This is a genomic window from Pseudoduganella sp. OTU4001 (assembly GCF_038440195.1).
Taxonomy (GTDB): Bacteria; Pseudomonadota; Gammaproteobacteria; order Burkholderiales; family Burkholderiaceae_D; genus Rugamonas.
In genome coordinates, this window is the sequence record NZ_JASATG010000005.1 from 151612 (window position 1) to 177885 (window position 26274).

The 26274-nt window shown below is 62.4% G+C and carries 29 protein-coding genes; 14 read left to right on the forward strand and 15 right to left on the reverse strand.

Annotated features, from left to right (window positions below; all coding sequences use genetic code 11):
* Positions 1–66 precede the first annotated feature (66 nt).
* The 4 genes from AAHE99_RS06935 to AAHE99_RS06950 all read left to right on the forward strand — a co-directional run bounded on the left by AAHE99_RS06935 (position 67) and on the right by AAHE99_RS06950 (position 3879).
* Entirely contained in the window at positions 67–282 is a 216-nt protein-coding gene (locus tag AAHE99_RS06935) for a DUF1289 domain-containing protein (RefSeq protein WP_342115794.1), read from the forward strand.
* 4 nt (positions 283–286) lie between these two features.
* The gene (locus AAHE99_RS06940) at positions 287–1195 is read left to right on the forward strand and encodes an MBL fold metallo-hydrolase (RefSeq protein WP_342115797.1); all 909 of its coding nucleotides are present in this window, start codon (positions 287–289) and stop codon (positions 1193–1195) included.
* A gap of 68 nt (positions 1196–1263) precedes the next feature.
* On the forward strand, positions 1264–2853 hold the full coding sequence (locus AAHE99_RS06945; protein WP_342115800.1) for a hypothetical protein: 1590 nt from the start codon (positions 1264–1266) through the stop codon (positions 2851–2853).
* Positions 2854–2925: 72 nt separating this feature from the next.
* The gene (locus AAHE99_RS06950) at positions 2926–3879 is read left to right on the forward strand and encodes an NAD(P)H-dependent flavin oxidoreductase (RefSeq protein WP_342115803.1); all 954 of its coding nucleotides are present in this window, start codon (positions 2926–2928) and stop codon (positions 3877–3879) included.
* On the opposite strand, the gene AAHE99_RS06955 is transcribed toward AAHE99_RS06950, so the two are convergent.
* The 9 genes from AAHE99_RS06955 to AAHE99_RS06995 form a co-directional block, all read right to left on the reverse strand.
* Positions 3876–4457, reverse strand: coding sequence for a hypoxanthine-guanine phosphoribosyltransferase (locus tag AAHE99_RS06955; protein ID WP_342115805.1), 582 nt, complete (start codon positions 4455–4457; stop codon positions 3876–3878). The genes AAHE99_RS06950 and AAHE99_RS06955 overlap by 4 nt on opposite strands.
* A gap of 95 nt (positions 4458–4552) precedes the next feature.
* The gene (locus AAHE99_RS06960; RefSeq protein ID WP_342116035.1) at positions 4553–5809 is read right to left on the reverse strand and encodes a phenylacetate--CoA ligase family protein; all 1257 of its coding nucleotides are present in this window, start codon (positions 5807–5809) and stop codon (positions 4553–4555) included.
* Positions 5809–6162, reverse strand: a complete 354-nt coding sequence (locus AAHE99_RS06965) for an MmcQ/YjbR family DNA-binding protein (RefSeq protein WP_342115806.1) — start codon at positions 6160–6162, stop codon at positions 5809–5811. The genes AAHE99_RS06960 and AAHE99_RS06965 overlap by 1 nt, the downstream gene beginning before the upstream one ends.
* A gap of 5 nt (positions 6163–6167) precedes the next feature.
* Positions 6168–6968, reverse strand: a complete 801-nt coding sequence (locus AAHE99_RS06970; protein WP_342115808.1) for an ABC transporter ATP-binding protein — start codon at positions 6966–6968, stop codon at positions 6168–6170.
* 7 nt (positions 6969–6975) lie between these two features.
* Positions 6976–8280, reverse strand: coding sequence for an ABC transporter substrate-binding protein (locus AAHE99_RS06975; RefSeq protein WP_342115810.1), 1305 nt, complete (start codon positions 8278–8280; stop codon positions 6976–6978).
* Between the two features lie 29 nt (positions 8281–8309).
* Positions 8310–9368 (reverse strand): branched-chain amino acid ABC transporter permease, encoded by a 1059-nt coding sequence (locus tag AAHE99_RS06980; protein ID WP_342115813.1) that lies wholly within the window; start codon positions 9366–9368, stop codon positions 8310–8312.
* Positions 9369–9371: 3 nt separating this feature from the next.
* On the reverse strand, positions 9372–10268 hold the full coding sequence (locus AAHE99_RS06985) for a branched-chain amino acid ABC transporter permease (RefSeq protein WP_342116039.1): 897 nt from the start codon (positions 10266–10268) through the stop codon (positions 9372–9374).
* A gap of 5 nt (positions 10269–10273) precedes the next feature.
* Positions 10274–11089: an ABC transporter ATP-binding protein gene (locus tag AAHE99_RS06990; protein WP_342115816.1), complete on the reverse strand. Its 816-nt coding sequence runs from the start codon at positions 11087–11089 to the stop codon at positions 10274–10276.
* Between the two features lie 14 nt (positions 11090–11103).
* On the reverse strand, positions 11104–13026 hold the full coding sequence (locus AAHE99_RS06995; RefSeq protein ID WP_342115817.1) for an AMP-dependent synthetase/ligase: 1923 nt from the start codon (positions 13024–13026) through the stop codon (positions 11104–11106).
* A gap of 122 nt (positions 13027–13148) precedes the next feature.
* Between AAHE99_RS06995 and AAHE99_RS07000 the strand changes: the two genes are divergently transcribed.
* The 8 genes from AAHE99_RS07000 (at position 13149) to AAHE99_RS07035 (ending at position 19522) form a co-directional block, all read left to right on the forward strand.
* Positions 13149–13832, forward strand: coding sequence for a Crp/Fnr family transcriptional regulator (locus tag AAHE99_RS07000; protein WP_342115819.1), 684 nt, complete (start codon positions 13149–13151; stop codon positions 13830–13832).
* A gap of 70 nt (positions 13833–13902) precedes the next feature.
* Positions 13903–14712 (forward strand): beta/gamma crystallin-related protein, encoded by an 810-nt coding sequence (locus tag AAHE99_RS07005; RefSeq protein WP_342115820.1) that lies wholly within the window; start codon positions 13903–13905, stop codon positions 14710–14712.
* A gap of 37 nt (positions 14713–14749) precedes the next feature.
* Positions 14750–16540, forward strand: a complete 1791-nt coding sequence (locus tag AAHE99_RS07010) for an aminopeptidase P family protein (RefSeq protein ID WP_342115823.1) — start codon at positions 14750–14752, stop codon at positions 16538–16540.
* Positions 16537–16800, forward strand: a complete 264-nt coding sequence (locus AAHE99_RS07015) for a hypothetical protein (RefSeq protein ID WP_342115826.1) — start codon at positions 16537–16539, stop codon at positions 16798–16800. The genes AAHE99_RS07010 and AAHE99_RS07015 overlap by 4 nt, the downstream gene beginning before the upstream one ends.
* A gap of 12 nt (positions 16801–16812) precedes the next feature.
* On the forward strand, positions 16813–17556 hold the full coding sequence (locus tag AAHE99_RS07020; protein ID WP_342115829.1) for an MgtC/SapB family protein: 744 nt from the start codon (positions 16813–16815) through the stop codon (positions 17554–17556).
* 9 nt (positions 17557–17565) lie between these two features.
* Positions 17566–18150 carry a DUF924 family protein gene (locus tag AAHE99_RS07025; RefSeq protein ID WP_342115831.1) on the forward strand — a complete coding sequence of 195 codons (585 nt, stop codon included), beginning with the start codon at positions 17566–17568 and terminating at the stop codon, positions 18148–18150.
* Positions 18150–18986: a Rossmann-like and DUF2520 domain-containing protein gene (locus tag AAHE99_RS07030; protein WP_342115834.1), complete on the forward strand. Its 837-nt coding sequence runs from the start codon at positions 18150–18152 to the stop codon at positions 18984–18986. Before AAHE99_RS07025 ends, AAHE99_RS07030 begins: the two co-directional genes overlap by 1 nt.
* Positions 18987–19159: 173 nt before the next feature.
* A complete protein-coding gene (locus tag AAHE99_RS07035) occupies positions 19160–19522 on the forward strand; it encodes a hypothetical protein (RefSeq protein WP_342115837.1) in 363 nt (120 codons plus the stop codon).
* Here the strand turns inward: AAHE99_RS07035 and AAHE99_RS07040 are convergent.
* On the reverse strand, positions 19513–20094 hold the full coding sequence (locus AAHE99_RS07040; RefSeq protein WP_342115839.1) for a molybdopterin-dependent oxidoreductase: 582 nt from the start codon (positions 20092–20094) through the stop codon (positions 19513–19515). The two genes, AAHE99_RS07035 and AAHE99_RS07040, sit on opposite strands and share 10 nt — an antisense overlap.
* An 18-nt stretch (positions 20095–20112) precedes the next feature.
* On the opposite strand from AAHE99_RS07040, the gene AAHE99_RS07045 reads away from it, so the two are divergent.
* On the forward strand, positions 20113–20709 hold the full coding sequence (locus AAHE99_RS07045) for an alpha-ketoglutarate-dependent dioxygenase AlkB family protein (RefSeq protein ID WP_342115842.1): 597 nt from the start codon (positions 20113–20115) through the stop codon (positions 20707–20709).
* Positions 20710–20893: 184 nt separating this feature from the next.
* Positions 20894–21478 (forward strand): porin family protein, encoded by a 585-nt coding sequence (locus tag AAHE99_RS07050; protein ID WP_342115844.1) that lies wholly within the window; start codon positions 20894–20896, stop codon positions 21476–21478.
* A 102-nt stretch (positions 21479–21580) separates the two neighbouring features.
* On the opposite strand, the gene AAHE99_RS07055 is transcribed toward AAHE99_RS07050, so the two are convergent.
* The 5 genes from AAHE99_RS07055 to AAHE99_RS07075 all read right to left on the reverse strand — a co-directional run bounded on the left by AAHE99_RS07055 (position 21581) and on the right by AAHE99_RS07075 (position 26160).
* A complete protein-coding gene (locus AAHE99_RS07055) occupies positions 21581–22054 on the reverse strand; it encodes a DUF6265 family protein (protein ID WP_342115845.1) in 474 nt (157 codons plus the stop codon).
* Positions 22055–22178: 124 nt separating this feature from the next.
* A complete protein-coding gene (gene ettA / locus AAHE99_RS07060) occupies positions 22179–23846 on the reverse strand; it encodes an energy-dependent translational throttle protein EttA (RefSeq protein WP_342115848.1) in 1668 nt (555 codons plus the stop codon).
* Between the two features lie 103 nt (positions 23847–23949).
* Complete coding sequence (locus AAHE99_RS07065; protein WP_342115850.1) at positions 23950–24732, reverse strand: PEP-CTERM sorting domain-containing protein; 783 nt, start codon at positions 24730–24732, stop codon at positions 23950–23952.
* Positions 24733–24847: 115 nt separating this feature from the next.
* Positions 24848–25729, reverse strand: coding sequence for an EamA family transporter RarD (gene rarD, locus AAHE99_RS07070; protein ID WP_342115853.1), 882 nt, complete (start codon positions 25727–25729; stop codon positions 24848–24850).
* A complete protein-coding gene (locus tag AAHE99_RS07075) occupies positions 25726–26160 on the reverse strand; it encodes a GNAT family N-acetyltransferase (protein WP_342115855.1) in 435 nt (144 codons plus the stop codon). The genes rarD and AAHE99_RS07075 overlap by 4 nt, the downstream gene beginning before the upstream one ends.
* Between the last annotated feature and the right edge of the window lie 114 nt (positions 26161–26274).

Consider the following 26274-nt stretch of genomic DNA (forward strand, 5'->3'; position numbering starts at 1 on the left):
AGTATAGCAAGCTTGACGATTTGGCCATTCCCGGTTGTTTTGCCGCACTGCGGTAAAATGTCGGCCATGAGTACTGAACTGCCGCCTGGCGCGCCTGAATTGGCGACGCCCGTGCCATCCCCCTGCGTAAGCCTGTGCAAAATGAACCGTGACACCGGATTTTGCGAAGGCTGTATGCGCACCATCGACGAAATCGTCGCCTGGTCGCGTGCCGACGACGCCTACAAGCGCGCCGTGTGGGCTGAGCTGCGCCGCCGCGAGCAACTGATCGACTTTGACTGAAGCAATGAAGCTACACCCTTCCATCCACGTTTTCGAACGCGGCTGGCTCTCGTCCAATAATGTGCTGCTGCTGGGCCGTCACGACACGGCCATGATCGACAGCGGCTATGTCACGCACAAGCAGCAGACGCTGGAGCTGGTGCGCCACGCCCTGCACGGCCGCCACCTGGACCGCCTGTACAACACGCACCTGCATTCCGACCATTGCGGCGGCAACGCGGCGCTGCAGGCGCATTTCGGCTGCGACACCTTCATTCCGGAAGCGGAAGCCGACAAGGTGCGCCGCTGGGACGAGGATGCGCTGAGCTTCAAGCCCACCGGCCAGCAGTGCGAGCGTTTCACCATCGACGGCGTGGTGACGCCCGGTGAAACGCTGACGTTGGGCGACCTGGAATGGCAGGTGCTCGGCGCACCCGGCCACCACGCCCACTCGGTGATCTATTACTGCCCGTCCGAGAAGGTGCTGGTCTCTGCCGACGCGCTGTGGCAGAACGGTTTCGGCGTGATCTTCCCCGAGCTGGAAGACGACGGCGGCTTCGAGGAAGCCGGCGCCACGCTGGACCTGATCGCCAGCCTCGATGTGAAAGTCGTCATCCCCGGCCACGGCGCCGTGTTCGAAGACGTAGCTGCCGCGCTGACCCGCGCCCGCCGCCGCCTCGATTTCCTGTCCGCCGACCCCAAGCGCAACGCCGAATACGCAGTGAAAGTGCTGCTCAAATTCCTGATGCTGGAGCGCCAGAGCATGCCGGTAGCCGACGTCGGCCCCCTGTTTGAATCGATCCCCCTGATGGTCGACATCGCCGGCCGCCACTTCAACATGAGCGCCGCCGAGCTAGGTTCCTGGGCCACCAAACAGCTGGTCCGCGCCTGCAGCGCCCGCATCGAAAACAACATCCTCCTCAACGACGGCTGACCCCGTGTCCCACCATGGGGTTGCCCCTAGGGGCCAAGTGGGACACAAGCTCGGCTATACTGGGCCACATGAGCGCCCAGTCCCCGCATGTCCAGCATGTCCGGCAAGTTCTGTTATGGCCTTTGCGGCTGATGCCGCCCGAGGGGGCCGAGCGCGCGCATGCGCGGCCCTGGGAATTGCTTGGCGATGATTCACCCTGGCGCGAGGTGACCTCCGCGCAGGAGGGCAGCGCGGCTTTCCAGGAGCGCTACTACACCGAATTCGTCAGCTTCCTGCCGTACGTGCAGCGCTTCCTGTTCGGCGCTGGCCAGCGGCGCATTTTCCGCCGCCGCGATATCAGGAAAGTGCGCGTCGAAACCCAGCCCGGCGCCCAGCCGCGCGTGCTGGATGTGCATAACCTCTGCCTGCATTTTTTCTTTGATGTCGACATCGTGCTGCTGGTGATGGAAGTCGGCGCCAGCGACCTGCCGTTCGATGAAGCGCAAGACCTGTTGTATCGCTTTGGCCGCGCCTACCCCGCCGGCTGGGACGATACCGGCAGCGCGCTGCACTGCATGCACGGCGTCGAATGGCTGGATGCTGAAGGCCGCGCCCTGGCGCAATCCGATGCGCAGGAGCGGCAAGCTTTCATCGACCAGGTAGTACGGCACCAGACGCCGCGCATTGCCTCGCACTGGCGCTACTTGCTGGAGCCAATGGCGCCCGATGCGCCGGGCGCCGCGGCGGCACTGCGCTACCGCCAGGTCGAGTACTACCGCATGCCGATGATGGCCTACCTGGCCGTGGACCGCCCGCGCGACCTGCAGCCGGAGCATTTCGCGGCGCTGGGTACGATGGCCGGCACGTCGGCGGCCCCGGCCAGCGCGTCGCCGGAGGCCGGCCGCGTGCAGGCCGATGGCGTTGACCGGCGTTTCTTCTACGACCGCTTCTGGTGCAGCGGCGGCGCAGCACCCTACACGCGTTATCTTTGCAGCGGCTATGCGCTGGTAGTGGTGGGCGATGCCGAGTCGCAGTTCTTTTGCTGCAAAGAGCGCGGCGTGCTGTCGCAGTTCCGTCACCAGCACTTCCTGCTGTTCATGATTGCCCATATGCAGAAGGCCTCCCTGCTGATGTTCTCCGACCGCCTGGCGGAAGCCCTGTCCGAACTGCAGGTGAGCGATGCCGACAGCGTGCGCGCCTTCAAACGCCGCATCCGCTACGCGTTTGAGAGCTTCCTGCGTTTCACCCACCGCTACTGGTTCACGGAGATTTCGGACCAGCAGCAGATCCGCGCGCTATTCCGCATGTGCGGCCAGCATCTCGACCTGGAGCGCGCCTATGCCGAGGTGAAAACCCGCGTGGCCGATATGAACGGCTACCTGGAGGCGGACAGCCTGCGGCGCCAGGCCAATACCGTGGTGCGGCTGACGGTCGTCACGATCTTCGGCATGATCGGCACCATCACCACCGGCTTCCTCGGCATGAACCTGCTGGCGGAGGCGGATGCGCCCATGTCGCGCAGGCTGTGGTTCTTCATCCTCGTATTCGGCGTGACGACGGCGCTCACGGTGTACACCATGGCCAAGTCCAAGCGCCTGTCGGACTTCCTCGATGCGCTGTCGGACGAACGCTTGTCGGGCTGGACCAAGATCAAGGCCCTGGCGGCGGTCTGGAAGTAGAGTCTTGCCTCTGAAATGCGCGTTTGGGCTGTCTTATAATCGTTTGATCAACTTTCATGCGAAGGCCGTGCCATGACCCTGCCAGCCGTACTGCAAAACCTGACTCTCCCCGTCATCGCTTCCCCCATGTTCATCGCCAGCGGCCCTGCGCTGGTCGCCGCGCAGTGCAAGGCCGGCATTGTCGGCTCCTTCCCCGCATTGAACGCGCGCCCGAAAGAGCTGCTCGATACCTGGCTGACCGAGTTGCAGCAGGAGCTGGCCGACTACCAGGCCGCGAACCCCGGCGTCCGTGTCGGGCCGATTGCGGTGAACCAGATCGTCCACCACTCCAACGAGCGCCTGGAGCACGATGTGGAAGTCTGCGTGCGCCACAAAGTGCCGATCATCATTTCCTCGCTGCGCGCGCCGCCTGTGGAAATGTTGGATGCTATCCACAGCTACGGCGGCATCGTGCTGCATGATGTGATCAATATCCGCCATGCGCAGAAGGCGCTGGAAGCTGGTGTCGATGGCCTGATCCTGGTCGCCAGCGGCGCCGGCGGCCATGCCGGTACGCTGTCGCCATTCGCGCTGGTGGGTGAAGTACGGCGCTTCTTTGACGGCCCGCTGGCGTTGTCAGGCTCGATCGCGACTGGCGATGCGGTGGTGGCGGCCCAGGCCATGGGGGCGGACTTCGCGTATATCGGCTCGCGCTTCCTGGCGGTGCAGGAATCCAATGTCACCGAGTCCTATCGCGAAGCGATCATCGAATCGTCGGCGGCCGATGTGGTCTATACCAACCTGTTCACCGGCGTGCACGGCAACTACCTGAAGAAGTCGATCGTGGCTGCCGGCCTGGATCCGGAGAACCTGCCGGAGTCGGACAAAACGAAGATGAGCTTTAACAGCGGCACGGCCAAGGCCTGGCGCGACATCTGGGGCGCAGGGCAGGGCGTGGGCCTGATGCATGACGTGCCGACCACCGCGGAGATGGTCGACCGTCTGAAGGCGGAATACAACGCTGCGCGGGCGCGCCTGAAGCTCTAGCGGGTGCTGAGGTCGTCGGGATTGATGGCCCACAGGCCCGGCAGGTTGCGCCAGTAGCCGTAAGCGTCCATGCCGAAGCCGACCACGAAGCGGTTCGGGATCGTGATGCCGACCAGGTCGGCCTTCACCGGCTTGGTCTTGCCGATGTCCTTGTCGCAGAACACGGCAATGATCACTTCCTTGGCGCCCATCTCCATCAGGCGCTCCTTGACGTGGGCCAGGGTCTCGCCTTCGTCGAGGATGTCGTCCAGCACGATCACGGTGCGGCCGGAGACAGTCGGGCGCGGCACCACTTTCCATACGACCTTGCCGCCCTGGTCTTCATCGCCATAGCGGCTGACGTGGATGTAGTCGAATTCGAGCGGGAAGGTCAGCTGCGGCAGCAGGTTGCCGGTGAAGACCACGGCGCCACCCATGACGCCCAGCACCAGCGGGAATTCCTGACGCGATCGATCACCGAAGCGGTCGTTCAGCGCATCGGCCATGCGGCTGACCGAAGCTTGCACCGTTTCCTTGTCGAAGAGTTCTTCTGCGTTCTCGAGCAGCGCGCGTGCGCGGTTGTGGTGAAAGTCTTGCATGATGTTTCTGAGGCAGGTCAAGAATGGCTCAATTATCCCGCCATTCCGCCGCCTGCCCTAGGAACAGTTGGATTTACGCCACACGCTCCATCATCTCAACTGTAATCGCGCACATCGTCGATGATCTTGCCGTCATTTGGCAAACTGCCGCGTGGTGCGAATTTCACTTCGCCGCGCAGTTTGGTGATGTCGCGGATGGTGGCGACGATTTCCGCCGCCTGTCTTTCGATGGCGGGATCGTCGGTTTCGCAATGCAGCGTCATGATCTCTTCGGCAATCTTGCCGGAAACGACCAGGCGCGCTTTGCCGAGGCCGGGGTGGCGGCGCGTGATCTCGTGCACCTGGGAAGGGTGGACGAACATGGCGCGCACCTTGGTGGTCTGGTCGGCGCGGCCCAGCCAGCCCTTGATGCGGGTGTTGGTGCGGCCGCACGGCGATGGCGCGGCATCGGTCAGCACGGCCGACAGGTCGCCGGTGGCGAAGCGGATCAGCGGGTAGTCGGCATTGAACAGGGTGACCACCACTTCGCCCACTTCGCCCGGCGCTACAGGCTCGCCGGAGCCGGGGCGCACGATTTCGAGCAGCACGTCTTCGTCCAGCACCATGCCGGGATTGAGCTGGCCGTTGCTGCGCGTTTCGTAAGCCATGCTGCCGATATCGGCGGAGGCGTAGGTTTGCAGTACTTCCGGCACGCCGTGCTCGGCGAACCATTTGCGCAGCGATTCCGGCAGCGCTTCCGCACCCATCAAGGCGCGTTTGACGCTGCTGATATCGGCGCCCATCTCGGCCGCCTTCTCGATGATCAGTTTCAGGAATGAGGGCGTGCCGATGTAGGTATCCGGCTTTAGTTCAGCCATCGCCTGCACCTGCAACTCGGTCTGGCCGGCGCCGGCCGGAATCACGGTGCAGCCGATGCGCGCAGCGCCGCCTTCCACCATGAAGGCGGCTGGGGTGAAGTGGTAGGAGAAGCAGTTCTGGATCAGGCCTCCGGCGCGCACGCCGGCCGCGTACATGGGGCGCGCGAAGCGCCACCAGTCGGTGCCGCGGCCCTCCGGATCGAAGATCGGTCCGGGCGACATGAAGATGCGTCCCAGCTTGCCGACCGGGGTGCTGTTCAGGCCGCCGAAGGGGCGTTCTTGCGCCTGCAGCGTCTTCAGGTCGGACTTGCGCGTGACCGGCAACTTGGCCAGTGCTTCGCGGCTGTTGATGCTGGCGGCGTCAATGCCGGCCAGGATGCGCGCCCAGCCGGGCGCCGCTTGCGCCTGCGCCACCAGCAGCGGCAGGCGTTCCATTAGGTCGCGTTCGCGCTCGGCGTGCGGGCGCGTTTCGAGGCTGTCGAGGGTTTCGGCCATCATGCCGCTCCTTCAATCTCGCGTTGCAGTTTTTTGGTCAGTTTGGCGAAGATCAGTTCGTGCGAGCGCTTCAGCATCGCCCTGGCTTCGGCCTCCGGCAGCTTGGCGAAGTCCTCCACCAGCACCCATTTCATGCGCGCCAGATACGGCGCGGGAATGATGCCGGGGCGGTCGGTCAGCTCCAGGAAGCGCTCGTCGTCGACTTTGACGGCAATGGCTTTGGCCTTATCGTTTTCATCCATGACGGCAAACATCTTCGAGCCGACGGAGAACACCAGGTTGTCGCCCCATTTGATGTCTTCAGTAACGCCCGGCAGGGTGCGGCAGTATTCTTTTGCTTTTTTCAGGTTCATCGGTGTTAAGCCAGCCAGCGCTTGCGGCGGCGATAGAATTTCATGTCACGGAAGCTCTTGCGTCCCGCGCCCGACATGCCAAGGTAGAACTCCTTGACGTCCTCGTTGTTGGCCAGCTCGCTGGCTTCACCCTCCATCACCACGCGCCCGTTTTCGAGGATGTAGCCGAAGTCGGCGTAGCGCAGGGCGACGTTGGTGTTCTGCTCGGCCAGCAGGAAGGACACGTTCTCCTTGGCGTTCAAGTCTTTGACGATGCCGAAGATCTCGTCCACGATCTGCGGCGCAATGCCCATCGAGGGCTCGTCCAGCAGGATCATGGACGGCTTGGCCATCAGCGCGCGGCCGATGGCGCACATCTGCTGCTCGCCGCCGGAGGTGTAGCCCGCCTGGCTCTTGCGGCGCTCGCGCAGGCGCGGGAAGTAGTGGTACACCTTTTCCAGCGATGCGGTCTGCTCGGCGCGCGATTCGTTGCGTGTATAAGCCCCTGTCAGCAAATTTTCCTCGATGGTCAGGTGGCCGAAGCAATGGCGTCCCTCCATCACTTGCGACAGCCCGCGCTTGACCAGCTCATTGGGCGTGAGCTGGTCGATGCGTTCCCCTTTGAATTGCACCTCGCCCTTGGTGACATCGCCGCGCTCGCCGCGCAGCAGGGTGGAGATGGTCTTCAGCGTGGTGGACTTGCCGGCGCCGTTGGCGCCCAGCAGGGCAACGATCTTGCCCTGCGGGACCTGCAGTGATACGCCCTTCAACACCAGGATCACGTGGTCGTAAATGACCTCGATGTTATTGACTGACAGGTAGCTCATTGGCTTCTCACTTCATGCAGGCCGGAGTGATCTTTTTCTCGGCGGCGTATTTGCTGGACGATTCGTCCACCAGCTTGCGCAGCAGGACTTTGTCGCCCACCACCCAGTTTGGCGTGACGGCCTTCCAGGCCTTGCCATCCCATTGCTGCACTTTCACAGCGCCGGAGCCCTCATGGTCTTCACAGGAGGTTTTCACGGTCGGGAACATGTTGTGCACACCCAGTACCTTCTGGCGCGCTTCGTCGATGTTCAGGTTTTCCAGGCCCCAGCGCAGTTGTTCGCCGGTGACGGGCTTACCCTTGCCGAACTTCTCCTGCGCGGCGCGCATGGCCTCCACGTACATCACGCCCGCGGTCAGGCCGCGCATGTGGTAGACGGAGCCGATGCGGGTCTGGTCGGCCAGGTTGCCCTTGCCGCCGGCGTAGACCTTCTTGCGCAGTTCATCCAGCAGCGGGTAGTTGCCAGGGGTGTTGAAGGTCATCGAGGTGTAGCCCTTGGCGGCATCGCCCGATGGCACGGTATCTTCTTCCGAACCAGCCCACCACACGCCTAGCATCTTCTCGCGTGGGAAGCCATTGCGCTGGGCGGTCTTGATCGCGACGGAGTTCATCACGCCCCAGCCCCACAGGATCACGTAATCCGGCTTGGCCTGGCGGATCTGCAGCCATTGCGACTGCTGTTCACTGCCTGGCGGCGCGACCGGGATCTTGATCAGTTCAAAGCCGTATTGCGAGGACATGGCCTCCAGCACCGGCAGCGGTTCCTTGCCGAAGGCGGAGTCGTGGTACAGGTGGACGATCTTCTTGCCCTTCAGCTTGTCCATGCCGCCGCTCTTGTCGCCCAGGTACTTGACCATGCCGGCTGCCTGGCTCCAGTAATTGGAGATCAGCGGGAACACATAGGGGAAGACCTTGCCGTTGGCGGCATCGGAGCGGCCATAGCCCAGGGTGGTCATCGGGATCTTGTCCTGCGGGATGCGGTCCAGGATGCCGTAAGCGATGCCGGTCGACAGCGGTTCAACCACGGTAGCGCCGCCGTTCTTGGTTTTCAGGCGCTCGTAGCATTCCACGCCGCGCGATGGGTTGTATTCGGTCTCGCACTCCTCCCAGCTGATTTTCACGCCATTGACGCCGCCGTTGGCGTTGACCAGGTTGAAGTAGTCAATGATGCCGCCGTAAAAGCCGGAGCCGCCTGCGGCATACGGGCCGACGCGGTAGGAGGGCAGGGCGACAAACTGTTCGGCAGGTTGCGCCCACGCGCTGCTGGCGGCGATGCTGCTTGCTACGGCAATGCCAAGTACGAACGATTTCATGTGATGTCTCCAGTTTTATATTGGTTCGCTTAGTGCGGGAAAGGCCATAAGCGGAGCTTCTCTTTACCGATTTGCCACAAACGCGCCAAACCGTGAGGTTCCACGATCAGGAAGAAAATAATCAGGGCGCCGAACACCATCAGTTCCAGGTTGGAGGCGACGGTGGTGGGCAGGGCCAGGCCGTGCGCCAGGATATTCAGGAACACCGGCAGCAGCACGATGAAGGCCGATCCGAGGAAGGAACCCAGCACCGAGCCGACGCCGCCGATGATGATCATGAACAGGATGCGGAAGGACAGGTCCAGGTTGTAGGCTTCTGGCTCCACGGTGCCGAGGTAGGCGTAGGCATACAGCGCGCCCGCCACGCCGCAGTAGAAGGAGCTGACGGCGAAGGCCAGCAGCTTGGTGCGCATCAGGCGGATGCCGATCACTTCGGCCGCCACGTCCATATCGCGCACCGCCATCCAGGAGCGGCCAACGTTGGAGCGGATCATGTTCTTGGCCAGCAGCGACATAATCGCCACCACAGCCAGCACCAGCAGGTATTTGCGGGCCGGAGTGTCGAAGGCATAGCCGAAGATTTCCATTTTCTGCGCAGTGATCACGCCGGAGGAGCTGTAGTTCGTGAGCCAGCCGATCTTGGTCAGGCACCAGACGACGAAGAATTGCGTCGCCAGCGTGGACGCGGCCAGGTAGAAGCCGCGAATCCGCAGCGACGGCAGCCCGAAGGCCATGCCAACCATGGCGGCGCACAGGCCGCCCAGCGCGAACGCCGCCAGCACGGGAATGCCGGGAATGCGCAGCACAAAGTTATACGAGGCGAATGCGCCCACCGCCATGAAGGCTGCGGTACCAAGCGACAGCTGGCCGGCATAGCCGGTCAGGATGTTCAGGCCCAGCGCGGCCAGCGCAAAAATCAGGAAGGGGATGAAGATGGCCGACAGCATATAAGGCGACGACACCAGCGGCAGCACCAGCAGCGCCACCGCCAAGGTGGCCAGCAGGGCGATGCGGTCCTGGCGGATCGGCAGGATCTGGCCGTCCGCTTCGTAGCTGGTCTTGAATTGTCCTGCTTCGCGGTAGAACATCGCTCAAATCCTCCGGATGATTTTTTCGCCGAACAGCCCTTCCGGGCGCACCAGCAGGAACAGCAGGGCCAGTACGTAAGGGAACCAGCCTTCGATACCGCCGCCCACGTGCGGGCCGATATAGACTTCGGCCAGTTTTTCCGAGGCGCCGATGATCAGGCCGCCCACGATGGCGCCTGGCACGGAGGTAAAGCCGCCCAGGATCAGCACCGGCAGCGCTTTCAGCGCGATAAAGGTCAGGGCGAACTGCACGCCATTGCGCGCGCCCCACAGCATGCCCGCCACCAGCGCAACCATGCCGGCCACCGCCCACAGGATGCCCCAGATGCGCTGCAGCGGGATGCCGACCGCCTGTGCCGCCTGGTGGTCGTCTGCCACGGCGCGCAGAGCGCGGCCCACTTTGGTCTTGGCGAACATCACCGCCAGCGCCGACACCATCACGGCGCAAATCGCCGCCGCCGTCAGGTCGAACTTGGAAACGATGATGTTGAATTTCTCCATCAGGAATTCGCTCGGCACGTCCTCGATCGGGATTTCCAGCTTGTGCACCTGGGAGCCCCAGATCAGCTGCGCCAGGCCTTCGATGAAGAAGGCCAGGCCGATGGTGGCCATAAAGAGTGTGATCTCCGGCTGGTTGACCAGGGGTCGCAGCACAATGCGTTCAATGGCGAAGCCCAGGATGACCATGGCCACGATCGTGGCCGGGATGGCAAGCCACAGCGAAAACCCGAACTTGTCCATGAAGCCGACGCAGGTCAGCGCAGCGAAGAACACCATGGCGCCCTGGGCGAAGTTGAAGACGCCGGATGCCTTGTAGATCAGCACAAAGCCGATGGCCACCAGCGCGTACATCACGCCCGACAGCAGGCCGCCGATCAGCACCTCGGCGAAGAAATTGATATCCATTAGTGGGCCACTCCGAGGTAAGCATCGATCACGTCCTGGTTGGTGCGGACTTCGTCCGGCGTGCCATCGCCGATCTTCTTGCCGTAGTCCAGCACCACCACACGGTCCGAAATATCCATCACCACGCCCATATCGTGCTCGATCAGCACGATGGTGGTGCCGAACTGCTCGTTCACGTCCAGGATGAAGCGGCACATGTCCTGCTTCTCTTCCACGTTCATGCCGGCCATCGGTTCGTCTAGCAGCAGGATCTGCGGCTCGGCGGCCAGGGCGCGGCCCAGTTCCACGCGCTTTTGCAGGCCGTAGGGCAGGCGGCCCACCGGCGTCTTGCGGATATGCTGGATCTCGAGGAAGTCGATAATCTCCTCGCATTTGCGGCGATGCTCGATCTCTTCGCGCCGCGCCGGCCCCCAGTACAGGGCCTGCAGCAGAAAGTTCGACTTCATCTTCAGGTTACGGCCGGTCATGATGTTGTCCAGCACCGTCATACCCTTGAACAGCGCAATATTCTGGAAGGTGCGCGCAATGCCGGACTTGGCAGCCGCGTAGCAATCCATATTCTTGCGGTGCTGGCCGCGATAGATGATTTCGCCCTGCTGCGGACGGTACACGCCGTTGATTACGTTCAGCATCGAGCTCTTGCCCGCGCCGTTGGGGCCGATGATGGCGCGGATCTCATGCTCGCGCACATCGAAGGAGATATTGGTCAGCGCCTTCACCCCGCCGAAAGACAGCGAGATATTGCGCATATCCAGGATCACGTCGCCGATCTTGCGGCCGCCGGCGGTGATGGCTTCCTGTTCGTTCATTTGCATGGTGCGCACTCCGCTTATGCTGCCTTGAGGTCCATGATCCGCAGGTCAGCCGCCACCGTGCCGGTGCGGCCATCCTCGAATTTGACCTGGGTTTCGATGTATTGCGAAGCCTTGCCGCCGTACAGTGCCTCGATCAGCACCGCGTACTTCTCGGCGATGAACTTCCGGCGCACTTTGCGGGTGCGGGTCAGTTCGTCGTCGTCGGGGTCCAGTTCCTTGTGCAGCACCAGGAAGCGGTGCACCTGCGTGTCCGCCATCAGCGCTTCCTGCGCCAGGTCGGCGTTCACCTTTTCCACGCACTCTTTCACCAGCGCGTAAGTCTGTTCATGCGCCGCCAGGTCGGTGTAGCCGGAGTAGGCGATGCCGCGCCGTTCGGCCCAGTTGCCCACAGCCTCCATATCGATGTTGATGAAGGCGGTCACCTTGTCGCGCTGGTGGCCGAAGGCCACGGCCTCTTTGATGAAGGGGAAGAACTTCAGTTTGTTTTCGATGTAGTTGGGCGCGAAGATGGCGCCGTTGTTCATCTTGCCCACGTCGGCAGCACGGTCGATGATGCGCAGGTGGCCGTCGTTGTCGAAGATGCCGGCATCGCCGGTGTGGAAGTAGCCTTCGCTGTCGATCGCCTCCTGAGTCGCGTCAGGGCGCTTGTAGTAGCAGTGCATCAGGGTCGGCGACTTGACCAGCACTTCGCCGTTCTGCGCCAGCTTCACTTCCACGCCCGGCGCCGGCTTGCCGACGGAGTCGAATTTGATTTCGCCGTCCGGTTGCAGGCAGATATAAGCACAGGTTTCGGTGGAACCGTAGAATTGTTTCAGGTTCACGCCAATCGAGCGGTAGAAACGGAACAGGTCCGGCCCGATCGCCGCTCCCGCTGTGTATGCGACGCGGATTCGCGACATGCCCAGCACATTGCGCAGCGGCCCGTAGACCAGCACGTTGCCGATGGCGTAGTGCAGGCGGTCGCCAAACGACACCTGCTTGCCATCCAGGATGTCCGAGCCCACACGGCGCGCCACATCCATAAAGTGATGGAACATCTTGCGCTTGATGGCGCCCGCATCCTCCATGCGGATCATCACCTGCGTCAGCATGTTCTCGAATATGCGCGGTGGCGCGAAGTAGTAGGACGGGCCGATCTCGCGCAAGTCAGTGGTGACGGTATCCGACGACTCCGGGCAATTCACGGTAAAGCCGGCCGTCACCGCCTGAGCGAACGAGAACAGGCAGTCGCCGACCCAGGCCATCGGCAGGTAGGACAGCACATTTTCCGAGTCGGTCAGCTTGTCGAAGCCGATGCCGCCGATCGCCGCCGACAGCAGCGCCTTGTGGGTCTGGCACACGCCCTTCGGCTTGCCGGTGGTGCCGGAGGTGTACAGGATGATTGCGCTGTCGCTCTCCTTACCCTCCGCAATCGCCGCCTCGTAGAAACCGGGATGCGCCTTGTCGTACTCGCGGCCCAGCTCCTGCAAGCGGGCGTAGGACATCAGCTGCGAGTGCGTGTAATTGCGCATGCCCCGTTCGTCTTCGTAGGCGATGTGCTTAATATTCGGGCATTGGTCGCACAGGTCCAGCAGCTTGTCGACCTGCTCCTGGTCCTCCACGATGGCGTACGCGATCTCCGCGTTCTCCAGCACGAAGGCCATATCGGCCGCCGGCGCGTCCTGGTACAGCGGCACCGGCACGCCGCCCAGGCACTGCGCCGCCAGCATCGACCAGTACAGGCGCGGCCGGTTGTCGCCGATGATGGCCAGGTTCATGCCGCGCTGGAAGCCTATGGCCGCCAGACCGCAGGCCAGCGCGCGCACTTCAGCGTTCACTTGCTGCCAGTCCCAGGTCTGCCAGATGCCCAGGTCTTTTTCGCGGAACGCAGGCTTATGCGGCCGCTCCTTGCCATGCTGTAGCAGCCTGCGAGGGAAGGTCGTCAGATTATCCTGCACGGTGTCTCCTTGGTTTTTTGGGTGCCTAAGCTTTTTTGTGTGATGATATTAGCGTGAGCTAAGTCGCAAGGTTGTCATTTCAAAGACAATTGAACGACTTTTGATGGTGCAGCGCAACAACTATGAAAAACGAACCGAGCCTGATCGAAGCCATACGCAGCTCCACCTGGGCGCCCGTGCTCACGGCGGAGCAATTGGCGCGGGTGGAAGCGACCTGTTACGAGGAATTCATTCCCAAGGGCGGCTTCGTTTGCCATAAAGGCGAGATTGTCGATAATTGGATCGGCATTATTTCGGGCATGGTGAAAATGAATAATTTTTCGCCTAACGGGAAAAGCGTCACATTTACCGGCGTACCGCCCGGCGGCTGGTTCGGCGAAGGTTCATTACTCAAAGATGAGCACCGCAAATACGACGCCATGACCCTGCGCGACAGCCGCATCGCACGCATGCCTGCTGTCACTTTCCACTACCTGCTCGAGAATAGCCTACCCTTCACCAGGTTCCTTTTGATGCAGCTCAATGAACGGTTGGGTCAGTTCATCGGTATGGTGGAAAACGAACGCTTACTGGACCCGGACACCCGCGTCGCTCGCTGCCTGGCGTCACTATTCAATTCCCATTTGTATCCCGGCATCGAACGGCTGGTGCAGATTTCCCAGGAGGAGGTCGGCTTGCTGTCGGGCTCCTCGCGCCAGCGTGCCAACCAGGCGCTGCAAGTGCTTGAAAAAGAAGGCTTGCTGCGCGTTGACTACGGCGGCATCCGCATCCTCGACCTCGACGGCTTGCGCCGCTTCGAAGCCTGAACGAGCGTTCCCTAACAGACCAGTTTGCCCGGTTGGTGCACGCTGCAGCTATCTGTTACGGGAGGACATCATGCATACCCAATTCAAACTGGCGGCGGCTGCAGCGGCCGCATTGCTGTGCAGTCAGGCCTGGGCACAAATCACGCTTTATCCACAGGAAGGCTGGCGCGGCCGGCCAATTAGCGTCACCAATTCCGTGCGCGACATGCGCGCCATCGGTTTCGATGACCGCGCTTCGTCGATCGTGGTGGAGCGTGGCCGTTGGGAAGTCTGCGAACACCCCAATTTCCGTGGCGAATGCCGCATCCTGCGTCGCGGCAGCTATGCCTCGCTGGAAGACATGGGCCTGAACGACAGCATTACCTCGATCCGCGCGGTACCAAGGAACCGCCGCTTCAGCGAGTCGGCCTATGCGCCTGGACCTCGCCCGGAAGCCGCCTATGAATACCGCATGCGCCCCAGCGAGCGTACTTTCGAGGCGCCCATCACTTCCGCCCGCGCTGTGGTCGGCCCGCCGGAGCAGCGCTGCTGGGTTGAGCGGCAGCAAGTGTCCGACGTCTCGGGCGGTAATAACGCTGCCGGCGCCATTGCCGGCGCCCTGATCGGCGGCGTGCTGGGCCACCAGGTTGGCGGCGGTTCCGGACGCGACCTGGCCACCGTCGGCGGCGCCATCGCCGGCGCGGCGGTCGGCTCTAATGTGGCCCGCCAGGGCAGCAACCAGTATGCCCAGAACGTACAGCGTTGCGAATCAATGCCCAGCCGCACCCCGCAATACTGGGACGTGACCTATGAGTTCCGCGGCATCGAACACCGCGCCCAACTTGCCTCCGAACCGGGCCGCTACATTACCGTGAACCGTGAAGGCGTGCCGCGCATGTAATCCCGCATCCATGGCGCCATCGCGGTATGATGGCGCCATGAGAGATTCAATCAGCAATAGACTCGAGGGACTGCGTGCGGCGATGCGGCGGCATCAGGTTGATGCCTGCATGGTCCCTTCTTCCGATCCCCACTTGTCCGAATACCTGCCGCCACGCTGGCAGGGGCGCGAGTGGCTGTCGAACTTCACCGGTTCGGTCGGTACTTTCATCATCACCCAGGATTTCGCGGGCGTCTGGACCGACGGCCGTTATTGGACCCAGGCGGAGAGTGAGCTGGCCGGCACCGGCGTGCAGCTGATGAAAATTTCATCAGGCGCCAGCATACAGTATGTGGAATGGCTGGCGGAAACGCTGAAGCCGGGCCAGGTGCTGGCGGTGGATGGCGCGGTGCTGGGCCTGTCGATCGCACGCCTGCTGCAGGCACGCGGCATCGCCATGCGCACCGACCTGGACTTGCTGAATGAGGTGTGGACCAACCGCCCAGGCTTGCCTGAGGCGCCGGTCTACGAACACCAGCGCCCTTACGCCGACAAGACCCGTGCCGCCAAGCTGGCCGTGCTGCGGGCGGAAATGGTGCGCCAGGGCGCGACCCACCATATCATTTCCACGCTGGACGACATCGCCTACCTGTTCAACCTGCGCGGTTCGGACGTCAACTACAACCCGATCTTCCTGTCCCACGCATTGATCGACAGTGAGCGCGCGATGCTGTTCGTCGGCGCCGGCAAGATCGAGCCGGGGCTGGCGGGCCTGCTGGCGGCGGACAATGTCTTCGTCGAACCGTATGAAGAAGCGGCGGACGCGCTGGCTGCTATCCCGCCCGGCAGCACGCTGCTGCTGGACCCGCGCCGCATCACCTTCGGCACGCGCCAGGCGGTGCGCGATGGTGTCAACGTGATCGAAGCCATCAACCCGACCACCTTCGCCAAGTCGCGCAAGACCGAGCATGAGGCGGACTATGTGCGCGCCACGATGGAGCAGGATGGCGCCGCGCTGTGCGAATTTTTCAGCTGGCTGGAACAAACCCTGGCGGACCCGAAGCGCGAGCCGCTGACGGAATACGCCATCGGCCAGCACTTGCTGGAAGCGCGACGCCGCCAGCCGGGCTTTGTCAGCCCGAGTTTTGGCACCATCGCCGGCTTCCGCGCCAACGGCGCCATCATGCACTACCGCGCGCCGGTGCAGGGCAGTGCGGTCATCGAAGGTAACGGACTGCTGCTGATCGACTCCGGCGGCCAGTACACCGGCGGCACCACCGACATCACCCGCGTGGTGCCGGTCGGCGCCATCACCCAGGAGCACAGGCGCGATTTCACCTTGGTGCTGAAGGGCATGATGGCGCTGTCGGTCGCCCAGTTCCCGCGCGGCGTGAAGTCGCCGATGCTGGATGCGATCGCCCGCGCGCCGCTGTGGGCGGCTGGTATCGACTTTGGCCATGGCACCGGCCACGGCGTCGGCTTCTTTCTGAATGTGCACGAAGGCCCCCAGTCGATTTCGCCGTCCACGCCGCCCGATGCGCACACCGCGATGGAGGTTGGCATGATTACTTCCAACGAGCCGGGCATCTACCGTCCCGGCAAATGGGGCATCCGCATCGAGAACCTGGTGCTCAACGTACCGGCGGCCGATTCCGAATTCGGCGAGTTCCTGCGCTTCGAAACCCTGACCCTGTGCCCGATCGACACCCGCTGCGTGGACAAGTCGCTGCTGCGCGAGGATGAAGTGCGCTGGCTGAACGACTACCACGCCACCGTGCGCCAGCGCCTGCGCAAGCATGTCAGCGGCGCGGCGCTGCGCTGGCTGGAAGAAAGGACGGAGGCGATATGAGCCGCTCCACCAGAGCTTCCGCCGCCCTGGCGCGCCTGAAAGATCGCTCCGGCAACCAGGCCTATTCGATGACCATGACCGGCAGCGGCCACTTCTTCCTGACCGAAGGCCCGGGCCAGCCGCCGCTTTGCCCGCCGATGGAGCTGGATGATTTTGTCGCTTTCGTCAACGCACAGGGCCCGCAAAAGGCCAAACGCGTCAGCAAACTCGATGTAGCATTTGAAAAGCAGCTCGCAGCAAAGAAAACACCAAAATCATAAAGTGAGGCAGCCATGCCCAGCATAGAGTTCCTGCGTGCTTACTGGTCGTCCGGCGAATTGGCGACCAACTTCGTCATCCTTATGAATATCGGCGGAGCGCTTCTGCTAGGTCTTCTGGTCGGCTACGAGCGCTCGTACCATGGCCGCGCAGCCGGCATGCGCACATATGGCCTGGTGTGCATGGCCTCTTGCGCTCTGACCGTGGTGTGCGGCTACCCCTCGCTGTGGTTCGGCGGGCATATGTCGGAACTGATCGGCACCGACCCCACGCGCGTAATCCAGGGCATCGTGACCGGTATCGGCTTCCTCGGCGCCGGCGTGATCATGCGCGAGGGCTTCAATATTTCGGGTTTGACGACGGCGGCTTCGATCTGGGCCTCTTCCTGCATCGGTGTGGCCGTGGGACTGGGCTTCTACATGGGCGCCATGGGGCTGGCTTTCCTGTGCGCGATGTCGATGATCTTCCTGTCCAAGGTGGAGGCCTGGCTGCCGTCGCGCCATGCGATTGCCATCACCATGCGCTTCAAGCCGGGCTTTGAGCCGAAGGAGGACCAGCTGCGGGCGATGGCGCTGGAACGAGGATATGAAATCGCCGGTGGTTCGCTCACCATCGGCATGGACCAGGGCAAGCAGGAGTGGCGCTTCGTCGCACTGGCCCTCAGCAAGCGTAGCGGTTCGCCGCTGTCGCGCATTGCCGAGGAGATGGTGCATTTCGACGGCATCGACAGCTTCCAGGTCACCCATGCACGCAACTAGGAGGCAGGTTTGGTCATCCATTCACAAGACGTACTCGATTTCTGGTTCCTGCCGATCGGCGCCAAGGGACACAATATGCAGCGCCCGGAATGGTGGCGCAAGGATGATGCCTTTGACCGTGCGATCTTCCAGCAGTTCGGCGACGTGATTGAAGAAGGCCTGCTGGGCGGCCTGCGCCAGTGGGACGACGAGGGCACGCAAGGCACCCTGGCGCGTATCATCGTGCTGGACCAGTTCACCCGCAACGTCTATCGCGGCACCCCTAAAGCGTTCGCCGGCGACGAGCTGGCGCTGGAGGCGGCGCGTGCGCTGGACGATTCGGGCGCCAACCAGACCTTGCCGCCTGCGCAGCGCGCGTTTTCGTACATGCCGCTCGAGCATTCGGAGAACCTGTCGATGCAGATGCGCAGCGTGGACCTGTTCGAAATGCTGGCGGCGGATGCCACCGGCTATGCCGGCATGCTGGACTTCGCCAGGAAGCATTACGAGGTGATCCGCCGTTTCGGCCGCTTCCCGCACCGTAACGCCATCCTCGGCCGCGAATCGACGCCGGAGGAAATCGAATTCCTCAAGCAGCCGGGATCGAGCTTCTGATGCCTACCCTGAGTATTATCGGCGGCGGCCATGTGGGCCGCGTGCTGGGCCGCCTGTTCGCGCAGGCGGGGGCGTTTGCGGTGCAGGATGTGCTGGCCCGCTCGGTCGCCAGAGCGGCGCAAGCGGCGGCCTTTATTGGCGCCGGTACGCCAGCCGTAGCGGGCGGCGACCGACCACTGCGGCGCGCGGATGTCTACATGCTGACCGTGACCGACGACCAGATTGTGCCGGCCTGCGAGGCGCTGGCGGCTGCCGTGCCGCTGCAAGGCGCAGTGGTGTTCCATTGCAGCGGCGCGCTGGCGTCCGACCGCCTGGCGGCCGCACGCGCGGCCGGTGCGCACGTGGCCAGTGTGCATCCGATCCGCAGTTTTGCCGATTCGGATGCGGTGGCTGCCCAATTTTCAGGCACTTTCTGCGGCGTCGAAGGCGACCCACAGGCGCTCGACGTGCTGCTGCCAGCCTTGGCCGCGATTGGCGCGCGGGCGGTGCAGATCGACCCGGCCGCCAAAACGGTCTACCACGCAGCCGCCGTGTTCGCGAGCAACTACCTGGTGACGGTGATCGATGCCGCCCTGCGCGCTTACCAGGCGGCGGGCATACCGGAGCCCGAAGCGCGCGAGCTGGCTCGGCCGCTGGCCCTGGAATCGATGGAAAACGCCTTCCGCTTGGGCGCCGCGCCGGCGCTGACTGGTCCGGTAGCGCGCGGCGATATGGCGACCGTACAACGGCAGCAGGCGGCGGTTGCGGCTTGGGATTATGCTACGGGTAGCCTGTACCAGGCCCTGGTGGCGCCGACCGTAGCGTTGGCTGAGCGCAAACGGGCGGGAAAGCCCTGAGGGGCCCCTTGCAAATCAGCAGTGCAAAAGTATAGTTGAAGAGCAGGTAAGCACTTTTTGCGCGATATTTGTTGTGATGGAGCAAAAAGACGCCCCCGACGGGTGACAAAATTGGCCGTTAGCAATAAGCTAGCTCACTTGGGAAAAGCCACACACAGTTCTAGGGGAACGCTATGTTATTTTTGAAATCCACGTCTGTCACCAAGGCGCCTGGCATCTACGAAGTTGATATCGCTGCCAAACCGCCTGGCAAGACGTTTGGCGTATACATGGCAACCGACCCGGATAATCCACCAACCGCTGTGCTGGAAGCACTGGCTGCTGGCGGTTTCAAGCAGGTGCACAGCTCCGGCTACACGCACAAGGACCGCGGCAAGGTGCTGGACCTGCACTTCCAGAAAGACGGCACCGACCTGTTCAACGGCTGGAAGCCGGACGAGGCCGAAGCCAATATGGCCATCATCAACAAGATCTTCGGCGATATCGGCGTCGGCATCACCCCGCGTGTGATGTCGCTGGCCGAAGCTTACGCCTGAACCTCGATGTGATACAGGGCCCATGGGCAAGTGCTGAAGCGCTCGCCCACGGGCCGGCTTGCCATTTCCGGCACGCGATCCGCATCGTAGATGGCCCATAACGGGCCGAGGCCACCCAGCGCCATCGGCGCGCCGTCCAGGTGCGTCGCCACAATGAAGCGCTGCGCCCGTGCGCGCGCCGCCGTTACCGCCACTGCATAGCCGTCCACCGCACGCAGCACCAGGTTGCTGCTGTCGTTCATTTGCGCACCCGCCGCTTTCAGCACGTCCATCAGCAAGGGGCCGGACAGGGTATGCGGCCGTGCGTCGTATTCAAGCGTCGGTTTGATGGTCACGGCCGGCAGCGCGGCCAAGGCGGCGAAATCGAACGTGAAGGCCTTGTCGAAGCTCAGGCGCTGACGGTGCATCATCTGGTCCGCCACGCGGTCGAAACTGCCGCGGTTCGGCTTGGCGATGGCGCCGGTGACGGTCAGCAGCGCTGGCCCGCGCTCAGCTGGTTTGGGCGCGGCTGCACCGAGGGAGGGAAGGGCGCTGGCCGCAGCCACGGCGCCAAGGAATTGTCGTTTCTTCATCCCTGTATGATAACGCGTATGGACCTTTTTGCTGCTGAGCCCGAACTGCTACCGATTCCCGTCGACGATGGCGAGCTGTACTTCATGCAGCAGCTGCCGCTCCCGTTCGCGAATGCCGAAGTCATGCAGCGCCTGCTGGACGAAACGGTATGGAAGGCGGAAACCATCTTCCTGTTCGGCCGCGAAGTAGCCCAGCCGCGCCTGAGTGCCTGGTACGGCGAGGCGCGCTACACCTATTCCGGCCGCACCTTCGACCCCTTGCCTTTCACGGCCGTCCAGCTGGAGATCAAGCGTGCGGTGGAGGCAGCAACCGGGCGGCGTTTCAACAGCGTGCTGCTGAACCACTACCGTAACGAGCAGGACAGCATGGGTTTCCACAGCGACGACGAACCCGAGCTGGGGCGCGAGCCGGCCATCGCCTCGGTCAGTTTCGGTGACAGCCGCACCTTCATCCTCAAGCACAAAAAACAGGCAAAAACCGTCAAAATCGACCTAACCGACGGCAGCCTGCTGCTAATGGCGGGAAAACTCCAGCATAACTGGCGCCACGGCATCAACAAGGAACGCCAGCCGCGCGGCGCCCGCATCAACCTCACCTTCCGCCTCATCATCTGAAGGCAAGTTCGGCCATTTTGGGCCGAACAGTGGCAATTCAAGGTCACTTACAAACTTATACATTTCTTACCAGTTCGTCTCCCAATTGAACTTTTGGCAGTGCTATCGTGCTTTCCATCGCACTTCCAGAGACGAAGCGCGATCCCAAGCAAGACCAACTTAACTTTGCTGAAAGATCACGAACATGAAGAAAATCGCATTCGCCCTTATCACTTCCGCCGTTGCCCTGGGCGCGGCTTCCGTCCAGGCCCAGGAGCTGAAACCTTACGTCGGCGTCGGCGTGGTTTCCAGCGAGCACAAGTACAATGCCGCCAACGACACCAGCTCGGGCGACCGCAAGTCGACCGAATGGGGCGGCAAGATCTTCGGTGGCGTCCAGCTCGACAAGACCTGGGGCGTGGAAGCCGGCTATACCGACTTCGGCAAGTCCCGTTACGCTTACTCGGTGGGTCCTAACAGCGGCGCCATTGAAAGCGACTCCAAGTCCTTCTACCTGGCAGGCAAGGGCAGCTTCCCGGTCGGCCAGCAGCTGGCGCTGACCGGCAAGCTCGGTGTGGCCCACAACAAGAATGACGTGAAGGCCACCGGCCTGGCCGTCGCCTACAACGGCGATAGCAGCCGCAACGCCCTGTACGCAGCCGTGGGCGCCGAGTACGCCTTCACCGATAAAGTGTCGGGCGTGCTGGAATATGAACACTACGGTAAGAACGACAACGAACAGGGCCGCCGCAAAGGCGGGGTCAGCCTGGGCGTGAAGGCCAGCTTCTGAACCGAGGGGGAGGGCGGCTTGCCTGCCTCCCCCCCGCAAAGTGCCGATCGAGGCCGGGTGCGACTGCGGCAGCCTTGCGCTGCTAAAGTCCTTGTACCCGCCTCACCCACCAGCGGGACATTGCGTCCGCTTCATAGGGTAGTCGAAGGCTTTCTGCTTGCCCTTCGATTCGCCTTCAATCCGGGCTTTCAACCCGTCTGCGCCATCGCGCTTGTAAATGATCCGCTGCGGGAAGTCATGCTGCGGGTTTTCAAACACCACCTCCCCATCGCCGATCGACTTGACCGCGAAGCTGGCTTCCGGCTGGCGGCTTGGTTTGGCGACGTAGGACCACACGCCTGGCGCGGTTTCCCGGATCATGGTGTGTTCCCATTCGACGGTCTTGCCGTTTTTCACGGTGCGCGCCACGCCGAGCATGGTGCCGCCGGCCGGCAGGCTCCACATTTCCATGGAGCCGGCTTCGGCGTTGGTGTGGGTCCAGCAGCCGGCCAGCCAGGCCAGCTTGTCGAGGGGGGCGTCATGCGCGATCGCGCCGGCGCTGGCTAGCAACAGAGCACAGAGGAATTGTTTACGCATGTTTGGCTTCCTTTAAACCGGTAAACCAGGGTCAGACCCGAGGGTCTGACCCTGTATGATCTTGCGGCCAGCGGCTTCGGCAGAGTAGTGTCTGACCTTGCGGGTCAGACACTGGTTTCCCGGTTTAGCCGTGCAGCGGCTTGTAACGGATACGTTTCGGTTTCGCGCCTTCTTCACCCAGACGCTTCTTCTTGTCCGCTTCGTATTCCTGGTAGTTACCAGCAAAGAAGGTAACCTGGGAATCGCCTTCGAACGCCAGGATGTGGGTCGCGATACGGTCCAGGAACCAGCGGTCGTGGGAAATCACCATCACCGAGCCGGCGAATTCCAGCAGCGCGTCTTCCAGCGCACGCAGGGTTTCCACGTCCAGGTCGTTGGACGGTTCGTCCAGCAGCAGGACGTTGCCGCCCATTAGCAGGGTCTTGGCCAGGTGCAGACGGCCACGCTCACCACCGGACAGGTTGCCAACGATCTTCTGCTGGTCCGAGCCCTTGAAGTTGAAGCGGCCCACATAAGCGCGCGACGGCATTTCGAAACGGCCCACGCTCAGGATGTCGGCGCCGCCGGACACCGCCTCGAACACGGTCTTGTCGTTATCCAGCTTGTCGCGGCTCTGGTCCACCAGCGAAATCTTGGCGGTCTTACCGATTGCCACTTCGCCGCTGTCCGGCTGCTCGATACCGGCGATCATCTTGAACAGGGTCGACTTACCGGCGCCGTTCGGTCCGATGATGCCGACGATTGCGCCTGGCGGGACGATGAAGCTCAGGTTATCGATCAGCAGGCGGTCGCCAAACGACTTGGAGACGTTCTTGAACTCGATCACATCGTTACCCAGGCGCTCCGCCACAGGGATGAAGATCTCCTGGGTCTCGTTGCGCTTCTGGTATTCGTATTCGCTCAGCTCATTGAAGCGCGCCATACGGGCCTTGGACTTGGCCTGGCGCGCCTTCGGATTCTGGCGCGACCATTCCAGTTCCTTCTGCAGCGCTTTCTGGCGCGCCGATTCGGTGGCTTCTTCCTGCTTCAGGCGGTCCTGCTTCTGGTCCAGCCAGGAAGAGTAGTTGCCCTTCCAAGGGATGCCGTGGCCGCGGTCCAGTTCCAGGATCCATTCGGCAGCGTTGTCCAGGAAGTAGCGGTCGTGGGTAATACCGACCACGGTGCCCGGGAAGCGCACCAGGAACTGCTCCAGCCATTCGACCGATTCCGCATCCAGGTGGTTGGTTGGTTCGTCGAGCAGCAGCATGTCAGGCTTGGACAGCAGCAGCTTGCACAGCGCCACGCGGCGCTTTTCACCGCCGGACAGCACGCCGATCTTCTGGTCCCACGGTGGCAGGCGCAGAGCGTCGGCGGCCATTTCCAGCTGCAGGTTCAGGTTGCCGCCGTCGGCAGCGGCGATGATCGATTCCAGGCGTTCCTGCTCTTTGGCCAGCGCGTCGAAGTCAGCGTCCGGTTCAGCGTAGGCCGCGTACACCGCTTCCAGCAGGGCTTGTGCGTTGAAGGCTTCGCCCAGGCCGGACTCCACTTCTTCGCGTACGGTTTTTTCAGGATCCAGCTGCGGTTCCTGCGGCAGGTAGCCGATATTCAGGCCCGGCATCGGGCGCGCTTCGCCCTGGATGTCGGTGTCGATGCCTGCCATGATTTTCAGCAGGGTGGATTTACCGGAGCCGTTCAGGCCCAGCACGCCAATCTTGGCGCCCGGGAAGAAGGACAGCGAAATATCCTTCAGGATCTGGCGTTTCGGTGGGACGATTTTGCCCACGCGGTTCATGGTATAGACGTAATTGGCCACGGTATCTGTTCTGGTCGATGTGTAAAGGCGCTAGTTTAGCGCATTTGGTGGGGCAAAAAAAAACCCGGCATATGCCGGGTTTCCCTTGGCGCCAAGCCAGCGCTCAATTCTTGCGGCGGCGGGCGTTGGCCAGCGCGGCCAGGCCCAGTCCGGTCAGCAGCAGGCTACCCGGCACCGGTACCTCATTGGCGCCGCCTCCGACGCTACCATCGTTATTAGCCAGGGCGACGAAGTCCAGCTGGATCTTGGTGATATCGAAGTGGTGGCCCCAATAGGTGCCGATTGCCAGCCCCAGGATGCCGTCGTTTTTCAGATCCAGCAGCGCCAGGGAATTCAGGGTCAGGGTGACGACGACGTCGCCGCTCCAGGCGTCCTGCACTTCGTACTTGTCGGTGTAGTAGTGCTTGTAGTTGCTGCTGGTGCCGATACGCTCATATCCGTCGTAATGGTTGTCTTGCGTCTTGGTCAGGCTATTCGAATGGCCCACAGTGGCGCTGGCGTCGGCGAAGCCGGCGGAGACTACCAGCGTATCCTTGATGGTGTCCTTTTTCTCAACGGTGACATTGCGCTCCCACGCTTTGCCGGTCCGACCGCTGACGGTCTTGGTGATACCAGTGTTGACGTAGGCATCGTATTCGTTGTCGATGTCGTTGAAGATCGTCGACGAATGCGCAAAGACTTTCAGCACGGCGGACTGGATCGAGTTGGCGTCCAGGCTGCCCAGGGTGCCGTTGACGTTCACCGAGGTGACCATCGAATAGAAGGGCCAGCTGCTGTCAGGCAGGCTGGCGTTCAGGTTGACCGAGGTGCTCATCGAGACAGGGCCTGCGTGGACACTGGCGGCGCAGGCGAAGGTGGCGATGCCAGTCAGGATCTTCTTCAGCAATTGTTACTCCCAGGTAAGTGTGTTGTCAGTTTGGGAAGTAAAGCAAACAGCATGCCAATCTACCAAGTATCTGATTTCACAGGGAGTTCAAAAAAACTTGTAAAAGTTCCCGACTTTAAGCAGCTGAAGTCCTTCGACTAATCCACCAACCCTCTAGCATATAGATAGCCAGCGCGCTCCAGATCAGCACAAAGCCCAGCAGGCGGGCGCTGGAGAAGGCTTCGTGGAAGACCCACACGCCCAGCAGCATCTGCAGCGAGGGCGACATGTATTGCAACATGCCGAGCACCGACATCGGGATACGGCGCGCGCCGGCCGCGAACAGCAGCAGCGGGATCGCCGTGGTGGGCCCGGCCGCCGCCAGCAGCCAGCGCGTGCTGTCCGATTCGGCGTTGACGAAGACGCTTTGGCCGTTGAACACCAGCCAGCCCAGATAAGCCACTGCCAGCGGGAACAGGATCATGGTTTCAAACGACAGCCCTTCCAGCGCCGCCAGCGCAGCAGTCTTGCGCAGCAGGCCGTAAGCGCCAAAACTGAGCGCCAGCACCAGCGCGATATACGGCACCTGGCCGGCTTGCCAGGTCAGCCATGCCACCCCGGTTGCCGCTACGCCGATGGCCAGCCACTGGCCGCGCCGCAGTTTTTCCTTCAGGACCACCATGCCCAGCAGCACATTGACCAGGGGATTGATGAAGTAGCCCAGACTGGCATCGACCACGTGGCCGTTATTGACCGCCCATATATAGACAAACCAGTTCGCGCTCAGGAGGAAGGCACTGGCCAGGAAGCTGCCCACCACCTTTGGCTGGCGCAGCACCTCAGGCAGCCACTTCCACTGGCGCCGCACCAGCAGGACCAGCATGAGGAACAGCAGCGACCACGCCATGCGGTGCGCCAGGATTTCAGACGCCGGCACGTCCTTGATGGCGTGGAAGTACAGGGGGAACAGGCCCCAGGACAGGAAAGCGCCGGCAGCGTACAGCATGCCGGTCTTCATGCCAGCTCCATGTGCAGGATAGGGAGCGGCTCGCCCTGGCCGTCCAGCGGCGAGCGGCTGACCGTACGGAAGCCAAGGCGTTCATAGAAGCCCACCGCCTGGCCGTTCTGCTCGTTGACGCCTACTTTATTGGCGCCCAGGGTGGCAATGGCGTACTCGGCCAGCACCCGGCCGGCGCCCTGGCCGCGCCGGGCGGGAGCCACGAACAGCATGTCGATTTCGTTATTGGAGACGCCGAGGAAGGCAAAAGGCGCGCCGGAATCGTCGCGCAGGCAGTAAATTGGCGCGTAACTGGACATCAGCTCGCGCACCAGGGGCGCCAGGCGTTGGAGTTGGGCTTCATCGAGGAAATCGTGGGTGGCGCGGACGGAGGCTTCCCACACCGCGAAGAGCTGTGGCGCGTCGGCGCTACTGGCTTTGCTGATATGCATGATTTTCTTTCCGTAAAGGTGGAAAATAGCACATTCGCGGTTTTTGCACCGGCCACCGAAAAACTTGCAATTGGCCTTGGCTTGGCCTATTGTGCGATGCACCAAAACACTTTT